General features: G+C 69.4%; 19 protein-coding genes and 2 pseudogenes. 5 read left to right on the top strand and 16 right to left on the bottom strand.

Annotation, left to right across the window (positions count from 1 at the left end):
- From AB0D85_RS46345 to AB0D85_RS46335, 3 genes and pseudogenes are all read left to right on the top strand, one after another.
- Positions 1 to 195, top strand: a pseudogene (locus AB0D85_RS46345) (hypothetical protein); the annotation flags it as partial.
- Between the two features lie 350 nt (positions 196 to 545).
- Positions 546 to 734, top strand: a pseudogene (locus AB0D85_RS46340) (hypothetical protein); the annotation flags it as partial.
- 713 nt (positions 735 to 1,447) lie between these two features.
- A complete protein-coding gene (locus tag AB0D85_RS46335) occupies positions 1,448 to 2,542 on the top strand; it encodes an AAA family ATPase (RefSeq protein WP_362335554.1) in 1,095 nt (364 codons plus the stop codon).
- Positions 2,543 to 2,693: 151 nt separating this feature from the next.
- Here the strand turns inward: AB0D85_RS46335 and AB0D85_RS46330 are convergent, their stop codons facing one another.
- From AB0D85_RS46330 to AB0D85_RS46280, 11 genes are all read right to left on the bottom strand, one after another.
- Positions 2,694 to 4,103, bottom strand: a complete 1,410-nt coding sequence (locus tag AB0D85_RS46330) for an APC family permease (RefSeq protein ID WP_362335529.1) — start codon at positions 4,101 to 4,103, stop codon at positions 2,694 to 2,696.
- A 334-nt stretch (positions 4,104 to 4,437) separates the two neighbouring features.
- Positions 4,438 to 5,391, bottom strand: coding sequence for an electron transfer flavoprotein subunit alpha/FixB family protein (locus tag AB0D85_RS46325; RefSeq protein ID WP_362335527.1), 954 nt, complete (start codon positions 5,389 to 5,391; stop codon positions 4,438 to 4,440).
- 23 nt (positions 5,392 to 5,414) lie between these two features.
- Positions 5,415 to 6,221 carry an electron transfer flavoprotein subunit beta/FixA family protein gene (locus tag AB0D85_RS46320; RefSeq protein ID WP_362335551.1) on the bottom strand — a complete coding sequence of 269 codons (807 nt, stop codon included), beginning with the start codon at positions 6,219 to 6,221 and terminating at the stop codon, positions 5,415 to 5,417.
- A gap of 13 nt (positions 6,222 to 6,234) precedes the next feature.
- The gene (locus AB0D85_RS46315) at positions 6,235 to 7,287 is read right to left on the bottom strand and encodes an aspartate/glutamate racemase family protein (protein ID WP_362335524.1); all 1,053 of its coding nucleotides are present in this window, start codon (positions 7,285 to 7,287) and stop codon (positions 6,235 to 6,237) included.
- Positions 7,288 to 7,325: 38 nt separating this feature from the next.
- Entirely contained in the window at positions 7,326 to 9,482 is a 2,157-nt protein-coding gene (locus AB0D85_RS46310; RefSeq protein ID WP_362335521.1) for an FAD-dependent oxidoreductase, read from the bottom strand.
- A 64-nt stretch (positions 9,483 to 9,546) separates the two neighbouring features.
- Positions 9,547 to 10,983: an aminobutyraldehyde dehydrogenase gene (locus AB0D85_RS46305; RefSeq protein ID WP_362335518.1), complete on the bottom strand. Its 1,437-nt coding sequence runs from the start codon at positions 10,981 to 10,983 to the stop codon at positions 9,547 to 9,549.
- 183 nt (positions 10,984 to 11,166) lie between these two features.
- Positions 11,167 to 11,574, bottom strand: a complete 408-nt coding sequence (locus tag AB0D85_RS46300; RefSeq protein WP_362335515.1) for a thioesterase family protein — start codon at positions 11,572 to 11,574, stop codon at positions 11,167 to 11,169.
- Between the two features lie 18 nt (positions 11,575 to 11,592).
- Positions 11,593 to 12,489, bottom strand: a complete 897-nt coding sequence (locus AB0D85_RS46295) for a nitrilase-related carbon-nitrogen hydrolase (protein ID WP_362335511.1) — start codon at positions 12,487 to 12,489, stop codon at positions 11,593 to 11,595.
- A complete protein-coding gene (locus AB0D85_RS46290) occupies positions 12,486 to 14,024 on the bottom strand; it encodes a class I adenylate-forming enzyme family protein (protein ID WP_362335508.1) in 1,539 nt (512 codons plus the stop codon). The genes AB0D85_RS46295 and AB0D85_RS46290 overlap by 4 nt, the downstream gene beginning before the upstream one ends.
- 120 nt (positions 14,025 to 14,144) lie before the next feature.
- Positions 14,145 to 15,326 carry an FAD-dependent oxidoreductase gene (locus tag AB0D85_RS46285; RefSeq protein ID WP_362335505.1) on the bottom strand — a complete coding sequence of 394 codons (1,182 nt, stop codon included), beginning with the start codon at positions 15,324 to 15,326 and terminating at the stop codon, positions 14,145 to 14,147.
- 83 nt (positions 15,327 to 15,409) lie between these two features.
- The gene (locus AB0D85_RS46280) at positions 15,410 to 16,246 is read right to left on the bottom strand and encodes a citryl-CoA lyase (protein WP_362335502.1); all 837 of its coding nucleotides are present in this window, start codon (positions 16,244 to 16,246) and stop codon (positions 15,410 to 15,412) included.
- 181 nt (positions 16,247 to 16,427) lie between these two features.
- Between AB0D85_RS46280 and AB0D85_RS46275 the strand changes: the two genes are divergently transcribed.
- Together AB0D85_RS46275 and AB0D85_RS46270 are read left to right on the top strand one after the other, a co-directional pair.
- Complete coding sequence (locus AB0D85_RS46275) at positions 16,428 to 18,143, top strand: helix-turn-helix domain-containing protein (RefSeq protein ID WP_362335499.1); 1,716 nt, start codon at positions 16,428 to 16,430, stop codon at positions 18,141 to 18,143.
- A gap of 127 nt (positions 18,144 to 18,270) precedes the next feature.
- Positions 18,271 to 18,750 carry a MaoC/PaaZ C-terminal domain-containing protein gene (locus AB0D85_RS46270; protein WP_362335496.1) on the top strand — a complete coding sequence of 160 codons (480 nt, stop codon included), beginning with the start codon at positions 18,271 to 18,273 and terminating at the stop codon, positions 18,748 to 18,750.
- Between the two features lie 154 nt (positions 18,751 to 18,904).
- Here the strand turns inward: AB0D85_RS46270 and AB0D85_RS46265 are convergent, their stop codons facing one another.
- The 5 genes from AB0D85_RS46265 to AB0D85_RS46245 form a co-directional block, all read right to left on the bottom strand.
- Positions 18,905 to 20,209, bottom strand: coding sequence for an NAD(P)/FAD-dependent oxidoreductase (locus AB0D85_RS46265; protein WP_362335493.1), 1,305 nt, complete (start codon positions 20,207 to 20,209; stop codon positions 18,905 to 18,907).
- A 46-nt stretch (positions 20,210 to 20,255) separates the two neighbouring features.
- Positions 20,256 to 21,323, bottom strand: coding sequence for an alcohol dehydrogenase catalytic domain-containing protein (locus tag AB0D85_RS46260; protein ID WP_362335490.1), 1,068 nt, complete (start codon positions 21,321 to 21,323; stop codon positions 20,256 to 20,258).
- Between the two features lie 32 nt (positions 21,324 to 21,355).
- Complete coding sequence (locus AB0D85_RS46255) at positions 21,356 to 22,528, bottom strand: acyl-CoA dehydrogenase family protein (RefSeq protein WP_362335487.1); 1,173 nt, start codon at positions 22,526 to 22,528, stop codon at positions 21,356 to 21,358.
- Positions 22,521 to 23,411: a polysaccharide deacetylase gene (locus AB0D85_RS46250; protein ID WP_362335484.1), complete on the bottom strand. Its 891-nt coding sequence runs from the start codon at positions 23,409 to 23,411 to the stop codon at positions 22,521 to 22,523. The genes AB0D85_RS46255 and AB0D85_RS46250 overlap by 8 nt, the downstream gene beginning before the upstream one ends.
- 66 nt (positions 23,412 to 23,477) lie before the next feature.
- Positions 23,478 to 24,257 carry an SDR family NAD(P)-dependent oxidoreductase gene (locus AB0D85_RS46245; protein ID WP_362335481.1) on the bottom strand — a complete coding sequence of 260 codons (780 nt, stop codon included), beginning with the start codon at positions 24,255 to 24,257 and terminating at the stop codon, positions 23,478 to 23,480.
- Positions 24,258 to 24,282 lie beyond the last annotated feature (25 nt).

The following is a 24,282-nucleotide window of genomic DNA, read 5'->3' as shown; positions in this document are numbered from 1 at the left end:
TGCCTCGTCATGCTCACCGACTCCGTCAACGGCAAGAAGGCTGCAGCCGAAAGCGGCTCCGCCGCGGGCGGCAAGGCCAAGGAGTCCATCCAGGTCGTCGACGTGGCCCAGCTCCTCCTCGACTCCGTCAAGACCCCGGTCGACCCGGCGGGCGAGGCGGAACAGGAAAGCGCACCGGAGCCGGAACCGGTGAAGTCACGCAAGATCGGAATCGGCCTCCTGGCGCACGAAGCGATCGAAGGGCCTGACGACCTGATCGACGGCATCTCGGAGGCCGCGCACGACGTGATCGAGGATGCCGGGGAGGACACCGCAAGCTGATCGTGGTTACGGACGGCCTGCCGCCCCCGTCCGGGGCGCACCGCCCGCACCGCGCGGCCCCTTCGAATATTCGTGAGGGGCTGTCAGCACCGAGGGTTATCCTCACAGGTGGCTCAAAAGAGGACCCCGGCGGCGTCGAGGTCGACGGGCACCGGGGTCTCTCCTGATTGGCGTCTGGAACATACCTCGAACACAACACCGAAGGCACGCAGTGTCATGCTGTTGTGATCATCGCCTCTCGACACGGCACGCCGGGCCTCCTCGCGGAAAACCGAGGAAGGGCTCCAGGCGAAGTGCAACTGATCAGAGCCCGCATCACCGACTACAGGTCCGTCGAGGACTCCGACATATTCGATGTCGAGGAGGACGTCACCTGTCTCGTCGGGAAGAACGAGTCGGGCAAGACGACCCTCCTCCAGGCGCTCTTCCGACTCAACCCCGTGGAGCCCGCCGCCTTCGACGAGGTGGTCGACTTCCCCGCCCGCAAGACCAGCGAGCGCAAAAAGCTCCCGGCCGGCCAGAAGATCCCCGTGGTCCGGGCGACCTTCCGCTTCGACGACGCCGAGATGAAGGCGATCCAGGAGGAGCTCGGCCCGAAGGTCCTGAGGAACGCCGAGTTCGACGTGGTCATCGGCTATCGGAAGAGCATCAAGAACTTCACGCTGCCCTACAACGAGGCCGCGGTCGTCGACCACCTGCGCTCCACCCTGGACCTCCCGGCGGCGGCCGCCAAGGCCATCGGCGACGCGAAGACCATCGCGGACCTCCTCCACGTTCTCGGCGAACTGGACGAGTCCCCGTCCGACGCGATCGCGCTGGCCGACCACATCCGAGGATGGCGCGACAGCAGCCTCGTGCTGCACCTGATCGACGAGTACGCCAGCCCGCTCATGCCGAAGTTCGTCTACTTCGCCGAGTACGACTCGATGCCCGGCAAGGTCGCGCTACCCGATCTGATCCAGCGACGAGAGTCGGGACAGCTCACGCGCGGTGAGCGCGCACTGCTGAGCCTCCTGGACATGGCAGGGGTCTCACCAGAGGACTTCAAGGACTCTGACCAGCACGAACGACTTCTGCGCGAGCTGGAGAACTCCGGCAACGTCATCTCGGACGAGGTCTTCGAGTACTGGTCGCAGAACACCGAGCTAAAAGTCCAGCTGAAGGTCCTGCCCCCGAGACCGGGGCCCAGCCGCCCTTCCACGAGGGACCGATCCTTCAGGTCCGCGTCTTCAATCGCCGCCACCGCGCATCGGTACCCTTCGACGACCGCTCCCGCGGCTTCGTCTGGTTCTTCTCCTTCCTCGCCTACTTCAACGAGTTGGAGGCGGCGGGCACCAACGACCTGATCCTCCTCTTGGACGAGCCGGGGCTGTCTCTTCACGGCCGGGCACAGGAAGACCTGCTCCGGCTGATCGACGAGCGGCTGGCCCCCAACCACCAGGTCATCTACACCACTCACTCCCCGTTCATGGTCGACCCCGATCACCTCGAGAGGGTTCGGACAGTCATCGATATGGAGCGCGGCGGTGCGAAGGTCTCCTCGGAGATCTTCAAGGCCGACGAGGACACCGCCTTCCCGTTGTTGGCAGCGATGGGCGTCGAGATGACCCAGACGCTGTTCGTGGGCGAGCACACCCTGCTCCTCGAAGGCCCAAGCGACCTGATCTACCTCGATGTCCTCACGGACGTCGCCGAGGCGAACGGGTCCACCGGACTCGACCCGCGCTGGGTCGAGACGCCCATCGGTGGCTCCGGCAAGCTGTCCACCTTCGTGACCCTGTTGGGCGCGAACAAGCTGAGTGTCGCCGTCCTCGTCGACTCCAGTACCAAGGACGTCGGGGCCGTCCAGCGCCTGCGGGACAACGACCAGCTCGCCAAGAACGGGCTCGTCGAGATCAGCGAGTTCACCAGCACTGCGGACGCGGATATCGAGGACCTCTTCGACCGGGACTTCTACCTCGAACTCGTCAACCGCGCTTACGCCTCCGAGCTCACCAAGCCGATCACAGCCTCCGAGCTCAACGCCAAGGACCCCCGCGTCCTCCGGCAGATCGAGGCGGTGTTCAAGAAGCGGAAGATCACTACGCGGTTCAACCACTACAGGCCGGCCGCGGTGCTCCTCCGCGAGCAAGCCGCACTCGCCCCGAGAATCGACGCGGCCACGATCACGCGCGCCGACCAGCTGTTCATACGGCTCAACTCTCTGCTCCCCAAGCGTTGAGTTGAGTCCGGCCTGAGTGTCGCCCTGCCGACGTTCTCCCTCTGAGTTCAACAAGCAGAACTTGACAGGGAAGTGCGGTGTTCCAGCTGTCCGGAACACAGAGGTGGCCGACCGGAGGTTGTCCGGTCGGCCACCCGCACCTACGGCGCGCCTATTGGCGGCCGATGCTGCTGTACACGTCAGGGCGGTTTCGCTTGAGGTGGAAGGCCCAGCCCGCGCCAGCCAGGGTCACCCCCCACATCGCTCCGATCAGGACGTTCTTGAGGGTGCCCGTCGCCCCGCTGAGCAGGGTGAAGTTCACAGTTCCCAGGACCAGCGTCACGCACAGGACGGCGAAGGCGACGAGGGAGGCCACGGCGGGTCCGACCGCTTTCCCGTGCACGCGGTCACGCAGCAGGTAGACGCCGATCGCCAGGGAGACGAGGACCAGCAGGATGACGAAGGCGTAGCTGTAGAGACCGGCCAGCCGTGCGTAGAGCGCGTCCTCGGAGACGTTCCCGATCACGAAGACGCCGAGCACGAGCAGAGTGGTCACGCTGAGGGCGAAGGAGGCCCGGTGCGGGGACACGTGCCGTTCGTGGGGCCGGCCGAGGCTCCGGGGCAGGATGCCGTCGGCGCCGAGGTTGAAGACGTAGCGCGCGGTGATGTTGTGGGCCGCCAGCACCAGGGCGAACGAGCTCGTGAAGAGCATGATCGTCGCGGCGTCGTACGCGAACTGGCCGGTGTACTGCTGGATGCTGTCGGTCGAGGCGCTCACCAGGTTCTTGCTGACCACGTCCATGACGGCGGCGGCACCGTAGGAGTTGATGAAGCACCACGCGGTCACCGCGTAGGTGACGGCGAGCAGCGCCACCACGCCGTAGGTGGCGAACGGGATGGTGCGTTCCGGGTTCCGCACCTCGTCGCGGAAGATCACGGTCGCCTCGAAGCCGCCGAAGAGTCCCATTCCGAAGAGGAAGGCGATCGAGATCGACCCCGAGAAGACCTGGTGCGGTGCGAAGGAGTCGAAGCCGATCCCGTGCGCGCCGCCCTTGGCGAGGACCGAGATGTCGTACGCGATCATGAGGAGGAGCTCGCAGGCCAGGAACACCGTGAGCACGCGGCTCGAGAAACTGATGTTGAAGTGACCGAGCACGGTGGTCACGACGAGCATCAGGCCCGCCCACAGCCACCAGGGGGCCTGAGGTCCGTGGAAGAGCTCCACGATGGCGGCGTTGAGGGCGATCCCGCCGAGCGCGTAGGCGCTGAGAAGGGCCACGAAGTAGCAGGTGAGAGCGGCGAAGCCGGAGCCCAGGCCGGCCACCCGGCCGAGGCCGGCGGTGATGAGGGCGTAGAAGCCACCCGGCTTCCGCAGGCGTGCCGACATGGTGAGGAGCCCCACCGCCAGCATCGTGACGATGACTCCGCAGAACAGGAAGGCCGCCGGCGTTCCGACTCCGTTGCCGAGCAGAACGGAGACCGGGATGAAACCCAGGAACACCACGACCGGGCCGTTGTAGGCGACGACCGTGAAGATCAGTTCGAGCGGTCCCATGTTGCCGCGGAGACTCGCGGCGCTCATGTCATTAGCAGCCACTTCGGTACCAGCAGCCTCACTCGCTGCGCTCATACGGCACCCTCCATCACTTTTGATTCACGGATGCGACGCCGCCCGCTGCCCGGGTCTGTCTGTGGCGTGCACCACGCGTCGTTTGGGATGCCAGAACCGTAGGTATTCCTTTCGGTCACCTCTATTGGAAGATGTCCGAAAACCGGGAGTCGCCTCCACCATATCTACGACGGCTCGACGTCATGCTTCCGCGCCGGGACGGCCGTGCGGACAGAACGACGCTCCCAGCGGGGGTGCTGGGAGCGTCGTTGGTGCGTCGGCCGCGCGAGCCGGTCCGGGCTCGGGCTCAGGCCCTGCGCTTGTCGATCTCGGTGGTCAGCCCCGGGAGGACCGCGTGGAGGTCGCCGACGACGCCGAAGTCGACGAGTTCGAAGATCGGCGCCTCCTCGTCCTTGTTGACGGCCACGATCGTCTTCGACGTCTGCATGCCAGCGCGGTGCTGGATCGCGCCGGAGATGCCGGCCGCGACGTAGAGCTGCGGGGCGACGGTCTTGCCGGTCTGGCCCACCTGGTAGGCATGCGGCATCCAGCCCGAGTCGACGGCGGCACGGGAGGCGCCGACGGCTGCACCGAGGGCGTCGGCCAGGGCTTCGACCGGTCCGAAGTCGCCGCCGGTGCCGCGGCCGCCGGAGACGACGACGGCCGCCTCGGTCAGCTCGGGGCGTCCACTGGCCGCTCGCGGCCGGCTGTCGTCGATACGGGCACCCTTCGCGGCCTCGGAGACGGTCACCGCAAAGGGCGTGACGGTACCGGCGGCGAGTGACTCCTGCGGGGCCGCCGAGTTGGGCTTGACCGTGATGATCGGGGTGCCGGTGGTGACCTTGCCGGTGACGGTGTGGCCACCGGCGAAGACCGACTGCGTGGCCGTGCCGTCGGTCTCGACATCGACGGCGTCGGTGATCAGGCCCGACCCGAGCTTGATGGCGAGCCGGGCCGCGACCTCCTTGTTCTCGGCCGAGGAGGGCAGCAGGATCGCGGCCGGGTCGGTGTCGGCGGCCAGCTGCTGGAGCGCCTCCGCCTTGGGGGCCACCAGGTGGTCCCGGATGTCGGTGTCGTCGATGACGTAGACCTTGGCGGCGCCGTAGGCCGCGACCGCGGCGGCGACGGACGGGCCGGCGTCCGCGGCGCCGATGAAGACGGCCGACGGCTCGCCGAGCCGCCGGGCGATCGTGAGCAGCTCGTACGTCGGCTTCTTGACCGCGCCCGCCAGATGGTCGACGAGGACCAGAACCTCAGACATATGTCGTTCCTTCTCGGATGAACTCAGATGAACTTGCTGCCGACGAGGAAGCCGGCGAGCGCTGCGGCGCCCGAGCCGTCCTCGTCCTTGACGATCTCGCCGGCAGTGCGCGGCGGACGGGCGGCGGTGGCGGCGACCGTGGTCCTGGACGCGCCCAGGCCGACCAGGGCCTCGTCGACGCCGAGGTCGGAGAGGTCCCAGGTCCGCAGGGGCTTCTTCTTGGCCGCCATGATCCCCTTGAAGGACGGGTAGCGGGCCTCCCCCGTCTGGTCCGTCACCGACAGCAGCAGCGGCATGGTGGCGCTGATCGACTCGGTGGCGGCGTCCGAGTCGCGCCGGATGCGGACCTGGTCGCCCTGGGTCTCCACCGCCGACGCCAGGGTGACCTGCGGAACGGCCAGGCGTTCGGCCAGCATGGCGGGGACGACGCCCATGCCGCCGTCGGTCGAGGCCATCCCGGTGATGACCAGGTCCGGGACCACGCCGTCGCCCGCCTTCTTCACGGCCTCGGCGAGCACCATCGAAGTGGCGACCGCGTCGGAGCCGGCGATGGCGTCGTCGCAGACGTGCACGGCGTTGTCGGCGCCCATCTGCAGCGCCTTGCGCAGGGCGTCCTCGGCGTCCTCGGGGCCCACCGTCAGGGCCGTGACCACGATCTCCTCGTCGTCATGTGCCTCCTTGATCCTCAGCGCCTGTTCGACCGCGTACTCGTCGAGCTCGGACAGCAGACCGTCGACACCCTCCCGGTCGACCGTGCTGTCCGCCTCGAAGCGGCGGTCACCGGTGGCGTCGGGCACGTACTTCACCAGGACGACAATGTTCATGAGCAGAGAGATCCTTCGGTCAGTTGGCGGCCAGGGCCGCGGCACCCTTCAGGGTGACGAGATTGCTGTTGAGCACGACGACTCCGCGGTCCGCGAAGCGGTGCCGGTGCCGCTCGTAGGCGGAGGAGACGATGGTGCAGCCGATGACGACGGACTGCGCCTCGCCCGCCGCCGCCACCTCGGCCACGAAGCGGTCCACCGCTTCCGCCGCGCCGAGCGGGTCCTCCAGGATGGCGTCGCCCTCCCAGCCGATGGCGGACACGCCGACGCAGGCGGCTTCGTGGCCGTAGTCGTCCACGAGGCCCCGGATGACCGGCACGGCCTCCGGGATGTCGGTGATCACGGCGAACCTCGGGCCGAACTGCAGGGCGACGGAGGCGCTGAACTGCAGCGGTCCGACGACCGGGATCCGGGAGACGGCGCGTGCCTCGTCCAGCGCGGGGTCGTAGTGGCAGGCGATGACGACCGCGTCGTACTGCTCGGCGTTGGCCTGCTCGACCGCCTTGAGGATGGCCCGGGTCTGCGCCTCGTCGTAGTCGGCGTCCTCGGACTCGAACGGCTCCACGTGCTGGGCGAAGACGATCTGGTTCCCGTGTCCGGTCAGCAGTGAGGTGAGGACGGCGTCGAACTCGTCGTCGTGCTCGGGCTTCTCGAAGTGGAACGGGGTCAGGAACAGGACGCGCGGCGCGGCGCCGGGCTCCTCGGCCGCGGAGTCGCGCGTCGCCCAGTCGACGGGCGCGATGGACAGCAGCAGCCGGGTGCCCGGCTCGCCGCCGTAGCGCACGGTGCTGCCCTTGGGGAGCGCGATCAGCTCGCCCGCGCCGGCCCGCAGCTCGGTCTCGCCCCCGTCGCCGACGACGAGCATCGAGGCCTCGCCGCTGATGACGTAGATCGACTCCTCGTACTCCAGGCGCCACGGATCGGCGTGACCGCCGTCGGGGAAGTTCATGAAGTACGTGCCGAGGCGGCTGAAGCCGGCCTGTGCGGTGCGGTGCTCGATGGTGGCGGGGCCGAAAGGCTTGCCGCTGCTTTCGTCGTAGGGAAGGACGGTCACCTTCGGCGGTGTCGTCATGAGGGCTCCTCCGGGGGCACGGCAGCGGCGGTGGTGGGTCAGACGGCTCGGGACTGGGCGGGGCCGGTGAGGGTGAAGTCCGACTCGGTGGCGTTCAGCAGGCGCCGTTCCCTGATGTAGGGCAGCGGCTGGTCCGGATCGGGGCTGTCGATCTCGCGGGCCAGCCGGTGGCCGGAGAAGACCGCGTCGGCGATGAAGCTGGGGCGTAGCGCGTCGCCGACGCGGTAGACGCTCCGGAGCCCGGCCTCGCCCCACTCCGCACTGCGGTCGTGGAGTTCGCGGTGGAGAGCGGAGTCGGCGACGCGCTGGCCGACGACGACCACGGTGTCGACGCCCGCGTCGACCGGTCCGGCCAGGGTCTCGATGGTGAGGGTGTCGGCGCCGGCCGGAGTCAGGGCGCTGCTGGGGTAGACGCGTACGCCCAGGGCGCGCAGGTCCTCGGTCATGCGGGCGTCCTCCATCGTCTGGTGCAGGTACGCGCCGAAGGCCGACGCCGGTGTCACGGCGGTCACCTTGTGCCCGAGGCCCGCGAGGTGCTCGGTGACGCCGGGGCCGACGAAGTAGCCGTCGGTGTCCCAGACCAGGACCCGCTCGCCGACCGTGGCCTCGCCGGACATCACCTCCTCGGGCGTGAGGACGTTGCCGCGGAAGGTCTCCGCGAGGGGCAGCGGGCGGCGGTCGTACGGGGACACGGCGTCGGCGTCGAAGTGCGATCCGGTGGCGATGACGACGATCTCCGCGCCGTAGTCGAGGATGTCGTCGGCGCTGAGGCGGGTGCCCAGGATCGTGGTGACGTTCTTCAGCTTGGAGAGCTGGTGCTGGCGGTACTCGACGAGGTGCCGCCATTCCTGGCGTCCGGGCAGCCTGGTGATCCAGTTGAGGCAGCCGCCGATCTCCTCGGCCGCGTCGACCAGGTGCACCATGTCGAAACCGCGCTTGCCGAGGACCATGGCGCATTCGAGTCCGGCCGGACCGGCGCCGACGACCAGCACGGACCGGTCGCGGTTGCCCGCGATCTCGAAGGACTCCGGGTGCCAGGCGCGGCGGAACTCCTCACCGATGGTGGGGTTCTGGGTGCACACGATGCGCCCGTTCGCCAGGTTGGCCCGGGAGACGCACATGTTGCAGCCGATGCACTCCCGGATGTCCTCGATGGCACCGTCACGGATCTTGACGGGCAGGAAGGGGTCGGAGATGCCGGCGCGGGCGGCGCCGATGAAGTCGGCCTGTCCGGACCTGATCACCTTGACCATGGTGTCGGGGCTGTTCAGGCGGCCGACGTTGACGACGGGCTTGGTGGTGTACTGCTTCATGCCGCCGGTGAACCGCGCCTCGTGGTTCTCCCTGGCGGTGCGGGAGGACTGGGCGTCCTGTCCCCAGTCGACCCCGCCGATGATGAGGTCCCAGTAGTCCACGACGTCGTCCAGGTACTGGAGCACCCGGGGGGCCTCGCCGTCATGCCGCATTCCGCGGTCACCGAGCCCGAGCGGCCCGTCGAGGGTGTCGACGCCGAACCGCAGGCCGACGGCCGCGCGGTCACCGACGGCGGCCCGCACCTTGGTCAGGGTCTCCCGGGCGAAACGGGCGCGGTTCTCGAAGGACCCGCCGTAGGCGTCGGTGCGGGTGTTGTAGTACGGGATCAGGAAGTGCGAGATCAGCGACGCGGCGTGGCCGCAGTGCAGGGTGATCAGGTCGTAGCCCGCGTCGACGGCACGCAGCGCCGCCTCGACGTGGAGGTCCTGGATGCGGGCGATGTCCGAGAGGTGGATGGTGGCGGCCGTACCGGCGTGGGCGACCGGGAGGGTGCCCTCTCCGGCGACCGGGTCCACGGCGTAGGCGGGCACCCGGCCCTCGGCCGCGACCGACATCGACGCGTGGTATTCGAGTTCGACGCCGGCCAGGGCGCCGCCAGCATGGATCCGCTCGACGATCCGGCGCGAGTTGCGCACGTCGCCCTCATCCCACAGGCGTCCGAGGACGTAGGGGCCCTTGTCCGTCTCCGGGGCGACCGAGGTGGCCTCGGTGAACACCACACCCCAGCCGCCCTGGGCCTTCATCCCCCGGTAGGCGGCCTGCATGTCGGGATACTCCGTGCCGAAACCATTGGCGTGCGGGGTCTGCCAGAAGCGGTTCGGTGCCGTCTTGGGGCCGATCACGACCGGTTCGAAGAGGATGTCGTAGCGATCGGCGCTCATCGGCGTCCCTTTCCGAGAGGGGTGAACATGGGGAGGGCGGTCCGGGGTGCGGCGAGGCGGCGCATCACGCTGCAGCCTTCAGCATGATGTGCTTAACCTGGGAGTATTCGTCGATGGCGTGGGCCGAGAGTTCCTTGCCGTAGCCGGACTGGCCGAAGCCCCCGAAGGGCATCTCGTTGGCCAGGACGAGATGCTGGTTGAGCCACACCGTCCCGAAGGCGAGCTCCCGTGTGAAGCGCAGGCTCCGGGCGACGTCCGTCGTCCAGACGCTGGCGGCCAGGCCGTAGTCGACCCCGTTCGCCATCGCGAGCATCTCATCGTCCGAGGACGCCCGCTGGATCGTGACCACCGGGCCGAACACCTCGCTCTGGACGATCTCGTCGTCCTGCCGCACGTCGGTGATCACGGTGGCCTCGTGGAACCAGCCCGGACGGTCGACCCGGCCGCCACCGACCAGGACGGAAGCACCTGCGGAGCGGGCACGCCGGACGAATCCCTCGACGCGTTCCAGCTGCCGCTCAGAGATAACCGGGCCGAAGTGGGACAGCTCGTCCTCGGGGCCACCGCACCGCAGACCGGCCACAGCCTTGCCGTATGCCTCGGTAAAGGCGTCGTAGGCGGTGTCCTCGACGATGACGCGGCAGGGCGCGGTGCAGTCCTGCCCTGCGTTGAGGAAGCCGGTCGCGGCCAGTTCGGCGGCGGCGGTCTCCAGGGGCGCGTCGGCGAAGACCAGAGCCGGGGCCTTGCCGCCGAGCTCCAGGTGGACGCGCTTGAGCGTGGCGGAGGCGGCGGAGGCGACCTTCTTGCCGGTGGCGACGTCTCCAGTCAGGGACACCAGGCGCACGGCGGGGTGCGCCACGAGGGCCGCGCCGGTGGCACCGTCACCGAGGACGAGGTTCAGGACGCCGTCGGGGAGCACCTCCCGGGCCAGCTGGGCGAACAGGAGCGTCGACAGCGGGGTCAGCTCGGAGGGCTTGAGGACGACGGTGTTGCCCGCCGCCAGCGCCGGGGCGAGCTTCCACATCGCCTCCATCAGCGGATAGTTCCACGGAGTGATCAGCCCGACAACGCCGAGGGGGTCGCGCCGAGTCATGGAGGTGCTTCCGGCCACGTACTCGCCCGCCGCGCCGGCGTGGGAGGTCCGGGTGGCACCCGCCATGAAGCGGAGCACGTCCGCGTCGTAGGCGATCTCCTCACGGGCCAGGGAGAGCGGCTTGCCGACGTTGACGCTCTCGGCCCTGGCGAAGTCCTCGCCGACGGCTTCCAGCCGGTCCGCGAGGGTGAGCAGCAGTGCGGCCCGCTCGGCAGGTGTGGTGCGGCCCCACATCCGGAACGCCTCGGTGGCCCTCTCGACGGCGGCGCCGACCTCGCCGGGCGTCGCGTTCCGGAAGGCGGCGAGCACCTCACCGGTCGCGGGGTCATGGGCGACGGAGGCGGTGCCGTCCTCGGGATCTGCGCGCCAGTGGTCGAAGAGCGGACCTGCGAGCGGGGCGGTGAGCATTCGGACGTCGACCTCCTGGAAAAACGGTGAGGTGCGGGCCGCGGCCTCGGGTTGAGTACCGAGGTACGGCCTCTTGACTGGCCAGTTTTGTCCCGAGGTACCAGTCCTGGAACTGTGATCTGTACAAGGACCGGCGCGGCCACTTGTGAAACCACCAGAAGCGGGCGGAACCCCGGTCGCCGCCTACTGCGCGGCAGCGGCGGCGATGCGCAGGGCCTCGGCGAGTTCGTCGGGCAGCGGCCGTGAGGTGGCCGTGGCGGCGTCGACGTTGACGTAGACGAGCTGGATGGTGGCGAGGAGGTCCGCCCCGCGGGTCACGTGCACGTCGAGGCCGAAGCTGGAGGTGCCGACGCGGGTGCAGCGGGCGGTGACGTCCAGCAGGTCGTCGAAGCGCGCCGGTCTGCTGAAGGTGAGCGTCGCCGACACCACCGAGGGGTCGGTGCCGCCCGCGACGAGGTCCTCGTAGGGCCAGCCGAGGACGCGGAAGAACTCGGTCATCGCCACGTCGGCGAGTTCCAGGTAGCGGGCGTTGAAGAGGAAGCCCTGGGCGTCGGCCTCGTGGTAGCGCACGCGGTGCTGGTAGGCAGTCATGTGCTCAACTCGTCCAGCTCAGTTGCCGGAGTCGGCGAGGAGCTTCGGGTAGAGGTCGGTGCGGCGCAGTTTCAGGCCCGGGGTCTCCGGCTTAGCGCGCGAGGCCAGCAGCAGCTCCCGGTCGAGTTCGACGTGGACGATCTCTTCCTTGTCGCCGGTCGCTTCGGCGAGGATCCCGTTGTTGCGGCCGAACGTCCTGTCCACGGGGCAGGCGGCGAAGGCCCGTCCGATTGCGTACAGGGGGCTGTCGGCAGGCAGTCCGCTGTGTCCGACGAGCGGCGACATGACGACGTAGGCCTGGTTCTCCATGGCGCGGGCCTGGCAGCCGAGGCGGACCCGGTGGACGCCGCGCCGGTTCCAGGTGAGCGAGGGGCAGATGATCAGCTCGACCCCGCGCTCGACGAGGGAGCGGGAGAGTTCGGGGAACTGGATGTCGGCGCAGATGAGCAGGCCCACCGTGAACGGGCCGATGGTCGTCACCAGCAGGTCGCCGCCGCCCTGGGTGCCCATCGCGTGTTCCGGCGGGGTGAGGTGGATCTTGTCCTGCTGCTGGACGCGGCCGTCGGGGAACACGATGTACGCGGTGTTCCGCAGTGATCCGTCGTCCGCCGTGCGGTTGTGGCTGCCGCCCACCACGACGATGTCGTGCTCGCGTGCCATGCGCACGAGGCCGTCCACGATGGCGTCGGTGCTGCGGGTCAGACCGTTCCGGTAGTCGTCGGCGACCGTGGCGGCCGTGACGGTGCGGTCGAGGCTCGCGAGGAGGCCGGTGCTGGCCAGTTCGGGCAGGACCACGACGGCCGCGCCGGCGGCGGCCGCTTCGGAGACCAGCGATTCCACGTGGGCGAGGAAGGCCGCCGTCGAGGGCTCCGCGCGCAGTTCGAACTGGGTGATGGCGATCTTCAGGGTGTTCATCGGGCTGCGGTCCCTTCCTCGGCCAGGAGGGCGGCCACCGCGCGGCGGTCCACCTTGCCGGTGGTGGCGTTGTTCGGCAGACGGTCGACGCGTACCAGCCGCGTCGGCACCTTGTACGCGGCCAGATGCTCCGCCAGGCCGCGGACGATGCCGTCGGGGTCGAAGTCCACGCCGTCGGCGACCACGACGGCCGCGGCGACGGCCTGCCCGTAGACGGGGTCGGGCAGCCCGACCACGGTGGCGTCGCGGATGCCGGGGTGCAGGCGCAGAGCTCGCTCGACCTCGGCCGGCGAAACGTTGCTGCCACCGCGGATGATCATGTCGGAGAGCCGGCCCACGACGTACACGAACCCGTCCTCGTCCATGCGGACCAGGTCCTTCGTGCGGTACCAGCCGTCCGGTGTGAGGACCTTCGCGGTCTCCTCCTCGTCCCGCCAGTAGCCCAGCATCAGACCGGGCCCTCGCGAGAAGGCCTCCCCGACCTCGCCGGTCGGCACCTCCTTGCCCTCGGGGTCGAGGATCCGCAGGTCGGAGCGCGGGACGAGCCTGCCCGCGGAGCCGGGCACGGGGTACGGGTCGACCACGGGGTCGTAGGTGATGAGCGGGAAGCACTCCGAGGCGCAGAACGTGTCGTGCACCGGGCGGCCGGTGAGGTCGGCGAACCGCTGGAAGGCGGCCTCGTTACGGGGTTCGCCGCCGGAGACCGCCAGCCGGAGCGAGGAGAGGTCCGGGCGGCCGGAGGACCGCTCCAGGAAGTCCACCAGCTTGGTGAAGATCGTCGTCACGCCGGGCAGGAAGGTGGCGCCCTCCTTCTCGATGGCCTCGACGAGGAGTTCGGGGCGTGCCCGGCGCAGTGCGACGACCGTCCCGCCGACCAGCAGGGTTGCCATGGACGTGCTGTCGAGGCCGTAGAGCCAGGCCATCGGCAGGCATACGACGGTCCGGTCGGCGGCCGTCAGACGCCAGACGTCGGCGTAGGTGCGGGCGCCGTTGTACAGGGCGGTCTGCGAGAGCATGATCGCCTTGGGGCGGCTCGTCGTCCCCGACGAGTAGCAGATGAGGGCGACGGGCTCGCGCAGGCCCTGCGGGTTCGGCATCGTGCCGGTGCGGACGGCGGACGGCGCGAAGTCCGGGGTGTCGATGCGTGCGGTCGGCAGTTCGGCCTCGGCGGCGGAGACCGGGGCCGCCGTACCGCCGTCGACGAGCACGAGCGCGGGATCCGCGTTGCGGAGCGTGTAGCGCAGGTCCGCGCGCCCCGTGGAGGGGTAGATGGTGGCCAGGACTCCGCCCGCGGTCCACACGGCGTGGGCCGAGACGAGGAATTCCGGGGAGTTCTCGGCAACGAGGGCGACCCGGTCACCGGGTCGCAGCCCGGCCTGCGCCAGGCGGTCGGCGCGCCGGTCGACCTCCTCGATCAGCTCGCGGTAGGTGAGGTGGCGGCCATCACCGATGACCGCCGTCGCCGTCGGCTGCGAGGCGGCGACACGGCGCAGCTCGGCGAGGTAGTCACCGCCTGTACCTGCGTCTGAGGGCATGACCTTCTCCATGATTGATCGCGAAACGCACGACACGCCGTCAGGAGGGGCGAGCCGTGTTCCGAAACGGTGGGCGGGTGGGGTCCCGCGGAGGAATGGGTGGCGGTCCTGGCGGGCGGCTCAGCGCGCGGCTTCGAGCGAGGGACGGTCGGCCTTCAGGGCTGCGGCGAACTCGCTCTGCTCGCCTGCGATCAGCTCGGCGAGGACCTGGCCCGCGACCGGGGCACTGCCCACTCCCCAGCTGTGGCCCGCGTTCACGTGGGCCGCGTCGATCCTGCCGACGATCGGCAGATGGTCGGGGGTGTCGCTCATCAGGCCGGCCCACAGCCCGGTGACGCCGAGGTGGGTCTGGTTCGGGTAGCGCTCCAGGGTGGTGGAGACCATGGCCTCGGTGGAGGCGATGCTGATGTGCGGGTTGAGCGATCCGTAGGCGTCGATACCGGCGCCGATCACCAGGGATCCGCTGCGGTTCTGCGCCAGGGAGTCGTCGTAGTCCAGGCGGTCGGCCCCCGGGACGGGGCGGGCGTGGGGGTGGGCGAAGACGCTCGCCTCGTACGACGGCAGATCGGTCAGGGCGCCGCAGTGCGCGACCCCGCGCGGGCCGTGCAGGATAGCGCTCGGCCGCTGGTCGACAGGCTGGGTGACGACCTGCCCCATGCGGGCGGTGGTGACCGGCAGCACGATGCCTTCGGCCGTGAGGTTGAGCGTCCAGGCGCCGGTCGCCCATACGACTCCCGAGGCCCTGATGTCGCCGCGGACCGTCCGGACCCCGTCGACGTGGTTGCCCTGCCGGATGACCGAGAGGACGGCGGTGTTCTCGTAGAGGCGCACACCCGACCGGACGATCGCCGCGCTCAGGGCGCCGACGAACTGCTGGGTGTCGATCTGCGCGTCCTCGGCGCAGTAGACGGCTCCGATCGCGGTCGCGGGCAGCATGGGGGCGTGCTTGGTGGCCTGGCTCCGCGACAGCAGCTCGATCTGGACGCCGTCGGCGCGGCGGCTGCGGACGTAGTCCTCCAGGATCCGGCCCTGCTCCTCGGTCTCGAAGAAGAACAGGCCGCCGAGCCCGCGGTACTCGAAGACGTCTCCGAGTTCGTCGACGTACTCGGTGTACTTGGCCCGGGCCGCGCGGGCGATCGCGAGTTCGACACCGCTGCGGCGGGTCTGTACCCACAGGCATCCGGGGTTGCGGCCCGAGGCGCCGAAGGCCGGGAAGCGCTGCTCGACCACGGCGACGTCGAAGCCCCGCCGGCGCAGTTCGAAGGCCGTGCACAGACCGGCGAGCCCCGCGCCGACCACCACGATGTCTGAGGTTGCAAGAACGTCCGGGCTCACGATGGACCGGGTCCCTTCTGTAACGGTCGAGGCGGCACTGCGTCACTGCGTTACTGCGTCGCTGTCCATCCTGCCGCCCTGAGGTCGGCGGTGAGATCGCGACGGGGAACGGTGTAGGAGACATCCTCGACCGGAACGACCCGTCCGACCCTACCGGAGGCGTACTCCTCCGAGATGTGGGCGACGACGCCGGGCAACGTGCCCATGACGGCCAGCGCGGTGGATTCCTGGGGGGTGAAGCCGAGCGCTACGGAGATCGCGGCGAGCATGCCGACATCGTTGATCGGGAACTCCTCACGGCCAGGGAGGCGGGTGAACGCCTGGTGCACCGCCTCGTACAGCTGTGCGGCCTCGCCCCACAGGCCGGCGTCGACCGCGATCTGCCGCAGGATCTGGGCCCGGGGATCGGTGCCCTTGAAGACCGGGTGCCCGAAGCCGGGGATGCGCAACCGCGCGGCGCGGGACTCGGCGACGACCTTCTCGGCGTAGGCGCCCATGTCCGGCTTGCCCGCGGCTTCGTAGGCGGCGTACGTGTCGGTGATGAACCGCGCGCTGTTCTCGGTCGCCAGACCGTGGTCGCCGGCGGCCAGGACCGCGGTGGCGAGGCCGGCCTGCATGCTCGGGTTGGCCGACACGACGTACCGGGCGGCGGCCGTCCCCGCTTTCTCCAGGCCGTAGTCCAGGACCCCGGTGAGGACGGCGTCGAGGACCCGCGCCTCCTGCGGGGTGGGAAGCCGGCCCTTGATCAGCAGGAACGTGGACGTGGTGAAGGAGAGACCGATGAGGTCGTCCAGCTTGTAACCCCGGACGAAGACCGTGTCGGGTGTGATCTCGCTGACCGCGGAATGCCAATAACGGCCTTCGCTCGTCTCTGCCTTCGTCGTCACGCGGCGCTCTCCTTCGCTTGGTGCGGATGAACCGCAATCTAGGAGGGGGCCGCCCGATGGCCAATCGGATGTTTTCCAATGATGGGCCGCAATCGCTGGAGATTGACCAAGCCGGTCCTCAGGCGGCTGAACTAGTCTTCGGAATAGTCGCCCCTCGGATCGTCGTCGTCACGTCGCCGCCATGGTCCGCGGTCTGTCGCCCAGCGAAAAGGTCGCCATGCCCGCCTCGCAGCACTCCGTCGAGCTGGGCACCGTCCTGGCCGAGCTCGGGTCGAGCGTACGGCTGCTTCCTGGCGGCCCGGTCGACCCGACCCGCGCGGTGCACGGTGCGGCCGTCTGGGTGCCGGGCGATCCCGTCCCCCGCGATCCCGCCGTGATCGTCGTCTGTACCGGACTGCGGGTGGGCGTCGAAGACGCCTACCCGCTGCTGGAGGCGGACGGCTCCCGCGTCGTGATGCTCTGCGGCCTGCCCGTCGGCGCCGGGAGCCTCGATGCCACGAAGATCGCGACGAAAATCGCGGACAATGTCGTGGGCGTGGTCGACGCCGGGGCCGGTGAGGTGGTCGCCTCCGTGGCCCGGTCGAGTCAGAGCGTGGAAGAGGCGGTCTCCCGGCGTCTCGGCTCGCTTCAGCGGTCGCTGGGTCTGGCCCTCGCCGAACCGTCCCCGATCCCGGCCCTGCTCGCTCGGCTCAAACGGGTGTGCAACGCGACGACCGCGCTCATCGACCGGCACGGCGAGGTCGTACACGCGACCGGCCCCGTTCCCCGCGCGCTCCTGTTCGAGGAGATCTCGTCGACGAAGGCCGACACGCAGACGCTGGACATCGACGGCTGGCACGGTCTCGCCGCCCGTATCGCCGACCCCTCCTCGCCCGAGGAACACACCGGCTGGCTGGTCGTGACCAGTCGCCGTCCGGAGTTCCCGGACGTCTACGCCACCTCCGCCGTGCATGTGGCGGCCAGTCTGGTCGAGGCCGACCAGCGCATGGGACTCCTGGTCCGCAAGCAGGAGCGGGCCGTGCGGGCCGCGGTGCTCGAACAGGCGCTGGCTCTGCGCAGGGAACGCCATGACGCGGAACTGGCCGCACGGGTCGCCGGGCTGGGTATCACCTTCGGCGGTGAGGTCCGGGTCGTCGTCGCGGCCTTCGCCCGCTCGCCCCGTGGCGACCAGCGCCAGCAGGCGTCCGACTCGCTGATGGACACGCTGGGCCAGATGCTGTCCGCGGACGGTCACCCCTCGTTGATCACAGCGCGCGGGAACGGCGTCACGCTGCTCGTCCAGTGCGGCGTCGCCACACTGCAACGGCTGCTGCGAGTCCGCGAGGCCGAACTGCCCGCGCTGCAGATAGGCATCGGCCGGCCCGTCACCGCCGTCGGCGCGGTGGTCGACTCTTACAACGACGCCCAGCTCGCCGTCCGCACTCTCCGGCGTGTCGCCCGGGAACAGCGGATCATGGCCTACGAGGACTTCGACTTCGCGACCCGGCTGTTCGCCGATGTCGGTCTGGACCGGATGGTGGCCTGGGCGGAGGACTTCCTGAGGCCCCTCGCGGACCGGGAGAACCTGCTGGCCGGTCTGCGCGCCTATTTCGAGCACGACCAGAACATCAACGTGGCGGCGGAGGCGCTCAACATCCACCACAACTCGCTGCGGTACCGCCTGACCAAGGTGGAGGAGTTGCTGACGATCAATCTGAAGCAGCCCGCCGCGGTCTCCTCGGTGTTTCTCGCGCTCACGGCCATCGACCTCACCCGGCAGCCAGGGGCCCTCAAACCTCGGGCCGGCCGGGCCAAGGACGAACTCCCGATCGGCGAGGTCGACGCCGCGCGGGGCGCCACGGGTTTCGGGGGCGACGGGCGTGGCGACCTCGGGGTCGTATTCGGCCCCGAGCGGTAAGTGCTCCCGGCGAATTGGAGAAGCGACGATTAGGGCCGCCGGATTTCGGGATTCCCACGGTCACCCATGACGGCCCGCGCGACCAGAATTCAGATGTCAGATTCATCGAAAACGATAGGAGCCCCTGGTGAGCCAGGCAGCAGCCGTCCAGGCGCCCGTGGAACGCGGCCTCTACTTCGACGAGTTCACCATCGGCCAGTCGTGGGTCACGCCCGCCCGCACCATCACCGATGCCGACCTGGTGAACTTCGCCGGCATCTCCGGCGACTTCAACCCCCTGCACACGGACGAGGAGTTCGCCAAGCGGACGCAGTTCGGCGGCCGGATCTTCCACGGGCCCGGGGTGTTCGCCATCGCGACCGGGCTGGAGTCCCGTCTCGGCATCAAGGAAGGCACCGCGATCGCCTTCCTCGGCATGACCTGGAACCTCAAGGGTGCCGTGCGCATCGGCGACACTATCCGGGTGGAGCAGCAGGTCGCCGAGGTGCGGCCGTCCAAGTCGAAGCCGGACCGCGGGATCGTGACCTTCGACGTCCAGGTCAAGAACCAGCACGGCGAGGTCTGCCACGACGGCCAGTGGTTCGTGATGTTCCAGCGCCGCGTCTGACCGGCGTACCGCCACCCGCGGTCCTTCCGGCCCGGCCTCGACAGGCCGGGCCGTTCGTATGCCCGAAACGACTCGGGCCGTATGTGCGAAACGACTCTGGCCTCCCAGGCGTGCGGGACACCTGGAAGGCCAGAGACGACGTGGCGCGCGGGGCTCAGCCTCGACCGAGGACGACGCTCACCCCGTCCGCCGCCTGGTGGCCGCTGTTGACCGCCCCCTCGATCCAGATGCGCCAGACCGAGTCGTCGAGGTCGGTACCGGCGAAGACGACCCGGTCCTCGGGCTCGTTCATCGCACGCAGGAAGTCGTACGCCTGTCCGGGGCGGTCGATGCGGTACGTCCCGTCGAAGAGGGGGTCGGCGTTCCAGTCGTGGGCGTCAACGGCGAGCACCTCTGCTTCGGGGTAGTACTCGCGCACCGCGGCCTCGACCTGGTCCCGGTCGGTCGGGTCGAGCCGGGCGGCGCCCTCTCCCCCGAAGCCCATGAGCAGGACGGACCCGTCGGCGAGCTCGTAGCCGTGGCAGATCGACTGCAGGGAGCCCGTGCCGAGCGCGAAGGACCGGGGCGGCACGTTCCGCGCCACGATGGACGGCTTGTAGGCGCGGCCCTGGTGGTTGACGGCGAGGAGCTTCTGCTTGTCGGCGGAGAGGGCCGGGTTGAAGTCGATGTGCCGAAGGACGTTGGTGGGAACCGCGACAACGCAGGACCGTGCCTCGACGGACTGCCCGTCGCGGGTACGGACTGTCACGGCGTCCTCGCTCCGCTCGATCCGGGCGACGTGATGGCCGAGGCGGACCTCCAGGCGGGACTGCTCCACCATGCGGTCGAGCAGGGTACCGGCGCCGCCGACGAAGCGTTCCGTCAGCGCGCCGAAGAACCCGTACGGGCTGTGGCCGAAGCCGGCGGTCTGGGCGATGAACCCGAGCATGGAGACCTCGCGCGGGTCGGCGCCGGAGTACCAGCCGATCGTCGCGTAGAGCAGATCGCGTGTCGCCGGTCCGAGTTCGAGCGGTGCGATGAACTCGTCGGCGGAGACGTCCAGGTCACGGATCGGCTGGCTGCTCAGTCTCTGGGAGGGCGCGATGCGCTTCGATGCGTCCCGCAGATGGCAGATGAGCCGTTCGAGATCGGGCAGTTCCCGCGCCGGTACCGGGAACGAGCGCAGGGTGCCGTCGGTGAGGAAAACGGCGCCGCCCGGTTCCGGGTCCTCAGTCAGCGCGATGCCGTACCGCGCGATCTCGCGTCGGACCCCGGGTTGGAGGTCCCGGTTGACCCAGCTTCCGCCGAGCTCGGCCCGCAGGTCCTCCCGCCCGGCGAAGGGCCGTGCGTAGGTGCGTCCTCCGATCCTGGACGCCGCTTCGAGGATCACGACGGAGTATCCGCGGTCGGCCAGATCGCGGGCTGCCGTGATCCCGGCGAAGCCCGCTCCTACGACCACCGCGTCGTACGGCTTTTCCATGTTGCTTCCTTAGAGGTGCGTCGTGAGAGAGGACGGGGTGGCGGGCTCAGAACGTGATGAGCGGTTTGATGTGACCGGGCTCGCGCGTGGCCAGGTCGGCGAGCGCACGCTCGCTGTCGTCGAAGACATACGTTCGTGTCAGCAGAGGCGCAGGATCGAGCCGTCCGGTCTCGATGAGCCGCAGGAGTCGTCCCAGCCGCTCGCTGCCGGAGCGCTGGAACGTACTGAGGATCGTCTTGTCGCCGATACCCCAGCCCCACTGAGCGAGCGGAATCGGGAGCGAGGCGTTGTCGGGTCCGCTGTAGGAGCTGAGAACGGCGATCACGCCGCCCAGGCGGGTGACGGCCACCGCTCGCGGGAAGGACGCGACCGCTCCTGATGCCTCGACGGCGCAGTCGGCTCCCGCGCCGGCCGTGAGCCGCCGGATCTCCGCCTCGATGTCGTGCTCCGCGAGATTGAGCGTGTGGTCGGCGCCGACGGCCCGCGCCAGGGCCTCTCCTCCCGGACGGGCCTTCACCGTCACGACCAGACCGGCTCCCAGTGCGCGAGCGGTCATGGTCGCGGCGAGACCGACGTGTCCCTGTCCGAAGACGACCACGGTGCCACCGAGCGGGAGCCGCGCGGCTTCCGGACCCGTGCTCCCTGATGCGATGGTGTCCGTCACGCACAGCGCGGCCGCGTCGGTGACGCCGTCCGGGATCGCTACCAGATTGTGTGCCGCGAACGGCACGGTGAAGTACTCGGCGAGGCTTCCGTCGCGGCTGACTCCGAATGTGTAGCCGCCCCACGCGGCCCCTTGGCAGTGGCCACTGAAGCCTCGCTGACAGTCGGCGCACTGCCCACACGGGGTCGTCGAGGCGACGGTGACCCGCTGGCCGACCGAGAACCCGCTGACGGACGGGCCGATCTCGTGCACGACTCCGACGGCCTCGTGCCCCAGCACAGTGCCGTCCGGAGTCGGGAACTCTCCGTCGATGCACGCCGCGTCGGCTGAACAGAGCGACGCCGCCGTGGTGCGCACGACCACCTCGCCGGGGCCGGCCTGCGGCAGCGGACGGCTCTCGATCACAGCCTTCCCGCCGCGGAGGACCAGGGCTTTCATCGTCTGGCTCATGGTTGTTCCCCTGCTGTGTCGACCCGCCGGGGTCAGCGGATGCGGGCGAGGACGCTGTCGGCGATCGAGAGCATCAGGATGTCGTTCATGCCTTCGCCGATGGCCATCAGCGGCGCGTCGCGGTAGAAGCGCTCGACCGGGAACTCGGTGGTGTAGCCGTAGCCGCCATGGATGCGCATGGCTTCGAGCGAGGCCTGGATGCAGGTCTCGGAGGCGAAGACCTTGGCCATCGCCGACTCGACGCTGGCCCGGCCCTCGGCCTGGGTCTTCACGGCCGCGTTGACGGTGAGCAAGCGGGCGGCGTCGATCCGCAGGGCCATGTCGGCGAGCTTCAGCTTGACCGCCTGATAGTCGGCGATCGGGTTGCCGAACGCCTCGCGCTGCTTCGCATAGCGGGCGGCGGCCTCCAGGCTCGCGCGGGCGATGCCGATGGAGGCGCCGGCCATGTAGATACGGCCGCGGTCGAGGGCGGACATCATCTGGTAGAAGCCCTGGCCCTCGGTGTCACCGAGCAGCTGGCTCGCGGGAATCACCGCGTTCTCGAACGTGAGCTCACACAGTTCGAGACCCTTGTGGCCAAGCTTTTTGATGTCGCGGCCGATCGTGTAGCCGGGGGTGTCCGGCTCGACCAGTATCAGGCTCATGCCGCCCCGGTGCGGCGGCTGTGCCGTCGGGTCGGTGCGGACCATGACGACGAGGGGGGCCGCGTGCCGGGCCTGGGTGATCATCGTCTTGGTGCCGTTGAGGACGTACCTGTCCTTGTCCCGCTGCGCCGTGAGCCTGATGTTCTTCAGATCGCTGCCCACAGAGGGCTCGGTCATCGCGATGCCGCTCGTACGGGTACCCGCGGCGAGTCCGGGGAGGTACGTCCGCTTCTGCTCCTCGGTGCCGTAGCGGGCGATCAGGAACGCGCCGCTCGCGGAGCTTCCGACTACGCTGGCCAGTCCCATCCAGCCGCGGGCGAGTTCCTCGAAGACCAGGCCGTAGCTGACGTAGTCGACATCGGAGCCGCCGTACTCCTCGGGGACGGACATGCCCATGATGCCGAGGGCGGCCATCTCCGGGATCAGGTCCGCGGGATACTCGTCCTTCTCCTCGCGTTCCATGACCGTGGGGATGACGCGCTCGTCGACGAACTGCCGGACGACGTCGCGCAGGGCGTGGTGGTCCTCGGTGAGGCCGAGGACAGCGGGCTGTTCAGACATGCCGGGTGCTTTCCAGGTTGGTGGGGTTCGGGGAGCTGTCCGGTCCGGCCGAATCGGCGTCGGACCAGGCGTCGAACGCCTCGGACAGGGTCGGGAACCAGATGCCGTCGTGGCCGACGACGTGGTCCAGGAAGCGTTCGAGCATGACCATGTTGTGCGCCCGCCCGATGGTCTGCGGGTGCAGGGCGAAGGTCATCATTCCGCCGGGACAGCGCTGGTAGGCGAAGTCGAAGCTGTCTTTCCAGCGTTCGAGGACCGCCTGGTTCGACTGCATGAGCGGGCTGCCCTTGAACGATTCGAGCTCGGGGAAGTCGTCGAGGGACCAGTGCACGGGAAACTCCAGCACCCGGCTCTCGGGCCCGAATGCGTTGCCCTGTTCGAGGTCCAGGTGGGTGACCATGCGCGGGTGGTACGGCGTGAAGTCGCGGCCCATCAGCGAGGAGTCCCAGTCGAAGCCGTACTCCGCGAGCAGGGCCAGTGTCACATCGGTGACGTCCAGGGCCGGTGAGCGGTACCCGCACGGCCTGACGCCGAGGAGGCGCTCGTGCAGCTGCAGCTGCAGCTCGATGAGGCGCCGTTCCTCGGCCGGATCGAGTTTGGGGACGAACTCGTGGTACACACCGTGGGCGGCGATCTCGTGGCCCGCGGCCATGATCGTGTCGACGGCCGTACGGAAGGTCTGGATCGTGTGCGTCGGAACGGACCAGGTGGTGGTGATCCCGTACCGCTCGAAGGTCTCCAGCAGCCGGGGGACGCCGACCTCCGCACCGAACTCGCCGCGTGACAGCAGGCTCTGGGAGGTGGCGCGGAACGTACCCATCCAGACGCTGTGCGCGTCGAAGTCCGGGCCCAGCGAGATCGCGAGTCGCTTGCCCTCAGGCATCCGAAGTGGCATGAGCACGTCCCATCGTCGTTCGGTACGGTCCGGTCAGCGGTACCGCCGGCGGCGTCAGCTGGCGATCCAGCCGCCGTCGACGTGGATGACCTCGCCGTTGATGTAGGCGGCCCCCGCGCTCGCCAGGAAGAAGACGGTGGCCGCGATCTCGCTCGGCTCTCCGCCGCGCCGGGCGGGGATGAGCAGGTCCATGAGGTCCGTGCTCGTGCCGACGCCGACGTTGGTGTCGGGAACGAGACTCCCGAGGATCTCCTCGGAGGTCGCACGAATTCCGGTGCGGACGACCCCCGGCGCCACGAGGTTGGCAGTGACCCCGTAGCCGCCGAGGTCGTAGGCGAGGCGGCGGACGAGTCCTTCGAGCGCCGCCTTCGAGGCGCAGTACGCCAGGCCGTCGGGCATCGCCCGCTGGGCGGCGATCGAGCCGATACTGATCACACGGCCCGACCGCTGGGCGATCATCTGTTCGCTGACCGCCTTGACGACGTTGAACGTCCCGGTGAGGTTGATCCCGATGACCTTGTCCCACAGCTCCGCCGAGGTGTCCCGGATGCTCGCGCAGCCGTCGAACACGCCCGCGTTGCTCACCAGGACGTCGATGCCGCCATGCTCGGCCACAACCCGCTCGGCCAGCGCCTGGACGGCCGCCGCGTCGGTGACGTCGACCTCGTGGGTGCTCACGTCGGCGGAGCCGACGGCGGCCGCCGTCGACTTCAGCCGCTCGGCGGAGAGGTCGGCGAGGTAGATCCGGTCACCGGCGGCGGCGAAGGTCTCCGCGACCGCGGCGCCGATGCCGCTGCCGGCACCGGTGATGATCACGCTTCTCGGCTTGGACACCTGACTCTTCTCCTGTGGTGCGTGG

It is taken from the genome of Streptomyces sp. NPDC048277 (assembly GCF_040652235.1).
In the GTDB taxonomy this organism is placed as follows: domain Bacteria; phylum Actinomycetota; class Actinomycetes; order Streptomycetales; family Streptomycetaceae; genus Streptomyces.
Note: the sequence above shows the minus strand (reverse complement) of the source record. Positions and strands in the feature narration are given on the sequence as shown.

What these genes read in the sequence shown, in the direction of transcription:
- AB0D85_RS46330 (WP_362335529.1), bottom strand. Translation starts at nt 4,103, where the DNA reads ATGAGCGCCGCGAGTCTCCGCGGCAACATGGGACCGCTCGAACTGATC.
- AB0D85_RS46325 (WP_362335527.1), bottom strand. Translation starts at nt 5,391, where the DNA reads ATGTCTGAGGTTCTGGTCCTCGTCGACCATCTGGCGGGCGCGGTCAAG.
- AB0D85_RS46315 (WP_362335524.1), bottom strand. Translation starts at nt 7,287, where the DNA reads ATGACGACACCGCCGAAGGTGACCGTCCTTCCCTACGACGAAAGCAGC.
- AB0D85_RS46310 (WP_362335521.1), bottom strand. Translation starts at nt 9,482, where the DNA reads ATGAGCGCCGATCGCTACGACATCCTCTTCGAACCGGTCGTGATCGGC.
- AB0D85_RS46305 (WP_362335518.1), bottom strand. Translation starts at nt 10,983, where the DNA reads ATGCTCACCGCCCCGCTCGCAGGTCCGCTCTTCGACCACTGGCGCGCA.
- AB0D85_RS46300 (WP_362335515.1), bottom strand. Translation starts at nt 11,574, where the DNA reads ATGACTGCCTACCAGCACCGCGTGCGCTACCACGAGGCCGACGCCCAG.
- AB0D85_RS46295 (WP_362335511.1), bottom strand. Translation starts at nt 12,489, where the DNA reads ATGAACACCCTGAAGATCGCCATCACCCAGTTCGAACTGCGCGCGGAG.
- AB0D85_RS46290 (WP_362335508.1), bottom strand. Translation starts at nt 14,024, where the DNA reads ATGCCCTCAGACGCAGGTACAGGCGGTGACTACCTCGCCGAGCTGCGC.
- AB0D85_RS46275 (WP_362335499.1), top strand. Translation starts at nt 16,428, where the DNA reads ATGGTCCGCGGTCTGTCGCCCAGCGAAAAGGTCGCCATGCCCGCCTCG.
- AB0D85_RS46265 (WP_362335493.1), bottom strand. Translation starts at nt 20,209, where the DNA reads ATGGAAAAGCCGTACGACGCGGTGGTCGTAGGAGCGGGCTTCGCCGGG.
- AB0D85_RS46260 (WP_362335490.1), bottom strand. Translation starts at nt 21,323, where the DNA reads ATGAGCCAGACGATGAAAGCCCTGGTCCTCCGCGGCGGGAAGGCTGTG.
- AB0D85_RS46255 (WP_362335487.1), bottom strand. Translation starts at nt 22,528, where the DNA reads ATGTCTGAACAGCCCGCTGTCCTCGGCCTCACCGAGGACCACCACGCC.
- AB0D85_RS46250 (WP_362335484.1), bottom strand. Translation starts at nt 23,411, where the DNA reads ATGCCTGAGGGCAAGCGACTCGCGATCTCGCTGGGCCCGGACTTCGAC.